The organism is Streptomyces sp. NPDC058086 (assembly GCF_042885015.1).
Classification (GTDB): Bacteria; Actinomycetota; Actinomycetes; order Streptomycetales; family Streptomycetaceae; genus Streptomyces.
Map to the genome: position 1 here is coordinate 1 of NZ_JBHVST010000251.1, position 3,243 is coordinate 3,243.

A 3,243-nucleotide genomic window follows, 5' to 3' on the forward strand; every position below is an offset into this window, starting at 1 on the left:
CCCTGTACGACGGTGACGCGCTCCCCACGGACGACCCCCTCCCAGCATGATCAACCAGAAGATCATCCCACCCGGTCAGCCAACGTGACAGCGCCGTCGCCGGGCCCCTGTCTCCAACGGCTCCTGGACACCCTGGCAGTGCGCTCGGCCACCCTCCCCGCGCTGCGCGACCGGCTCGAGGACATCAGGGAGTTGCTCACGGTCCTGGCCCCCAGGCCCTCCGCCGGACAGCCTCCGCTCACCTGGATACTGGACGCACTGCGCGCTCTGGAGCGGCACCCATGGCCGGGCAACGTCACCGAACTGGCGTACCTGGTGCGGGCGTTGGCCGAACACCGGCGCACGACGGGACCCGTCCGGCGTGCCGAGCTCCCGGACTCCGTGCGTGAGGGACCCGCGCCTCGGCCTCTCAGCCCGATGGAGCAGGCCGAGCGCGCCGCCATACTGGAGGCCCTTCGTCGCCACGGCGGCAACAAGGCCCGCACGGCGGCGGCCCTAGGCATCGCCCGCGCCACGCTGTACCGGAAGCTGCAGGGATATCAGGGCGATCGGAGCTGAAGACGTCTCTGCGGATGCCGGACTCCGGTGCTCTGCCCGGTACCCCGCGTGGCGCGAAGCCGACCGCGCGCCACATCATCGCCCCTGCCCCGCTGACCGCCCAGCCCGTGATCGTTTTCGGTCACAGCACGTGCTGTGACCGGGAAGGTTCACAGGGAAGGTGTGTTCGTTCCATCCCACGGTCGGGGCATTCGAAGGCCAGGTGTCCCGCAGGGTCGGTGTGGCTGGTCGCTGCGGGACCACATGGTTGTCAGCGGGGCTGATAGTTGAGAGTTCCGAGGGGCCAGTTCGTGGACAACCAGGTCGTGACGGCCGCTTGCAAGGGCGCGTCCAGCTCGGCTCTGTCGGCGCGGACCCAGGAGCGGACGTCGGTGTCATGGTCATCGCTGCGGGAGGGATAGATATAGACGCAACCGATCACCTCGCCACTAGCGGTCTCGATGACGGTGTAGGTGAATCCGCGGCGCTGAGCGAAGTCGGCCGCGTGACGCTGCAGGTCGACGAGGTTCGCCTCCAGGGCCATCCCGTCCGCAGGAGGCCATCCTCGGTCCTGGAAGCCCGGGGTCGCACGGATGTGCTCGATGCTGCTGGTCCAGGCGGCGTGGTCGGCGGCGTTGTGCTGGGGCCCCAGAGGCTCCAGACGGAACTGCGGGGTGATCAGGTCCGCGGGGACGACGAAGTCGTCAGGGACGAGGTCATGGTCAGTCATGGGGCCGAGGCTATGAGGCAGGGCTCACGGGTTGCACCTGGATTGATCACGCCGCTCGCGCGGCGGGGCGGCCCCACCGGATGCCCTTCTCGCTGCGGATGCGGGCGCGTTCCCTGCGCTGGGCGGCCAGGATGTCGGGGTGGCGGGCGTTGGTGTTGCGCCAGCGCAGGCAGCGGTACAGGGCCCGGGTCTGGACGGTGTCGTTGGGATGGTTGGAGTTCGCCAGGGTGAACTGCCGCAGGGGACCGAAGTGCGCTTCGATCGGGTTGGCCCAGGAGGCATTGGTAGGAGTGAAGCACAGCTCTACCCGGTGCTTCTTCGCCCAAGTGTGGATCTTGGTGCCCTTGTGCGCGGACAGGTTGTCCATGATCACGTAGATGGGGGCGCCGTCGGGCCGGGCGGCACGGATCGACTTCAGCGCAGCTAGGGACTGAGCAGCGCCCTTGTGGCGACGGTTCACGCCTCACAGCGTGTCGTACCGGCGGCAGGAGAACCCGGGCCAGGGCAGCTGGACTGCGCGGCTCTCGGACTCACTGTGCATCGTCAGCATATGTTGACGCAACCTCGGTTGTCAGCATATGCTGACGAGCATGCAGAACACACTCGAAATCGCCGAGGGCGCCGCCAGCAACGACCCGGACGTCGGGCTCCGCGCGGTGGCCGCACTGCGAGAACTCAGTGAACGGCTGGAACTCCTCCAGGTCGACAACGCACGGAAACTGGGATGGTCCTGGCAGGACATCGCACAGCGGCTCGGCGTCACCAAGCAGACCGTGCATCGCAAGTACGGCCCGCTGATCGGGAGGCGATGATGTTCGAACACTTCACTCCCGACGCTCGCACCGTCGTAGTCCACGCCCAGGAGCACGCACGCCGGCTCGGGCACCACCACATCGGCAGCGAACACCTCCTGCTCGCCCTCGTCCTGGCCGACCAGCCGGCGAGCTCCGTCCTGCGCGAGCACGGTCTCACGCCGCAGCGCGTCGAGGAGGAGATCGTCCGCCAGGTCGGGCTCGGCGCGGGGTCCCTCCTGTTCGGCACCCTCAACCGCGATGCGCTGGCCTCGATCGGGATCGATCTCGACGCCGTCCGCGCCAGGATCGAGGAATCCTTCGGACCAGAAGCCCTGGCCCGCGCCGGCCGGGCCGTACACCGGCCACCCCGCCCCTCCAGGCTCAACCCCCGACGCGCGGTGCCCCCGCGCCACTGGCGCAGCCAACGCCGCGCCAGGCGCACCGTCCTTACGGCACCCACCGCCGCCCCTGCTGGCCTCTACCAGACCGACGGCGCCCGCCCCACCGGGCACATCCCCTTCACCCCGCACGCCAAGGAGAGCCTGACCAACACCGTCCACGAGGCACAGGCCCAGCACGAGACCGACATCGGCCCCGAACACCTCGCACTCGGCCTCATCGCCATGAAAAGCGGGCAGGTGCCCTCCGTACTGTCAGCACTCGGTGCATCAGCCCCGGCGCTGCGCACCGCAATCGTCGACCGCTACCGCCAGGCGAGCTGATCCCGCTCCCCGCCGTAGGTAGCTGGCGAGTTCGGGCGGTTGGAGTTTGAGCGCTGTCAGGGTTGACGCGTGCAACTCGACTCGGACTGACGAGAAGTTGCCTATGTCGGGGTCGTCGAGCTCGGGGCCGCTGCGGCGGTTTTGATCCATTTCCAGCACGTCGGCGCGGAAGAAGTGCTGTACGACGGTGACCTTTTCGCCCGGTTCGGTCAAGGTCAGGAATTCGGTGGCAGGGCCGATCGTGGCGCCGATCTCTTCCATGACTTCGCGGCGTAGAGCCGCTTCAAGGTCGGCGTCGTCGGGTTCGACGCCCCCACGGACGGTCGTGTAGTAGGGGGCGCCGCCCGACTGAGGTGACTCCCGTGGTGACTCTGCTGGTCTTTTCACGGTGACGCGAGTGAGAGGCGGAGGGTGTCGAGGCGTGAGGTCCAGCTGCCGCCGAGCGGGGTTCCGGAGAGCC

General features: G+C 68.4%; 4 protein-coding genes and 2 pseudogenes. 3 read left to right on the forward strand and 3 right to left on the reverse strand.

Features of this window, described 5'->3' with window-relative positions; genetic code table 11:
• Positions 1–96 precede the first annotated feature (96 nt).
• Positions 97–558, forward strand: a pseudogene (locus ACFVWD_RS57845) (helix-turn-helix domain-containing protein); the annotation flags it as partial.
• Positions 559–808: 250 nt separating this feature from the next.
• On the opposite strand, the gene ACFVWD_RS57850 reads toward ACFVWD_RS57845, so the two are convergent.
• Entirely contained in the window at positions 809–1,267 is a 459-nt protein-coding gene (locus ACFVWD_RS57850; RefSeq protein WP_389607190.1) for a GNAT family N-acetyltransferase, read from the reverse strand.
• A 46-nt stretch (positions 1,268–1,313) separates the two neighbouring features.
• Positions 1,314–1,730: pseudogene (locus ACFVWD_RS57855) on the reverse strand (transposase); the annotation flags it as partial.
• Between the two features lie 127 nt (positions 1,731–1,857).
• Here ACFVWD_RS57855 and ACFVWD_RS57860 point away from each other — a divergent pair.
• Positions 1,858–2,079 carry a helix-turn-helix domain-containing protein gene (locus tag ACFVWD_RS57860; protein ID WP_052067739.1) on the forward strand — a complete coding sequence of 74 codons (222 nt, stop codon included), beginning with the start codon at positions 1,858–1,860 and terminating at the stop codon, positions 2,077–2,079.
• A complete protein-coding gene (locus ACFVWD_RS57865) occupies positions 2,076–2,783 on the forward strand; it encodes a Clp protease N-terminal domain-containing protein (RefSeq protein ID WP_389607192.1) in 708 nt (235 codons plus the stop codon). The genes ACFVWD_RS57860 and ACFVWD_RS57865 overlap by 4 nt, the downstream gene beginning before the upstream one ends.
• On the opposite strand, the gene ACFVWD_RS57870 is transcribed toward ACFVWD_RS57865, so the two are convergent.
• A complete protein-coding gene (locus ACFVWD_RS57870; RefSeq protein ID WP_389607194.1) occupies positions 2,730–3,170 on the reverse strand; it encodes an NUDIX domain-containing protein in 441 nt (146 codons plus the stop codon). The genes ACFVWD_RS57865 and ACFVWD_RS57870 overlap by 54 nt on opposite strands.
• Positions 3,171–3,243: the final 73 nt, after the last annotated feature.

Excerpts from the sequence above, each read along its gene's own strand:
- ACFVWD_RS57850 (WP_389607190.1), bottom strand. The coding sequence starts at position 1,267 with ATGACTGACCATGACCTCGTCCCTGACGACTTCGTCGTCCCCGCGGAC.
- ACFVWD_RS57860 (WP_052067739.1), top strand. The coding sequence starts at position 1,858 with ATGCAGAACACACTCGAAATCGCCGAGGGCGCCGCCAGCAACGACCCG.
- ACFVWD_RS57865 (WP_389607192.1), top strand. The coding sequence starts at position 2,076 with ATGATGTTCGAACACTTCACTCCCGACGCTCGCACCGTCGTAGTCCAC.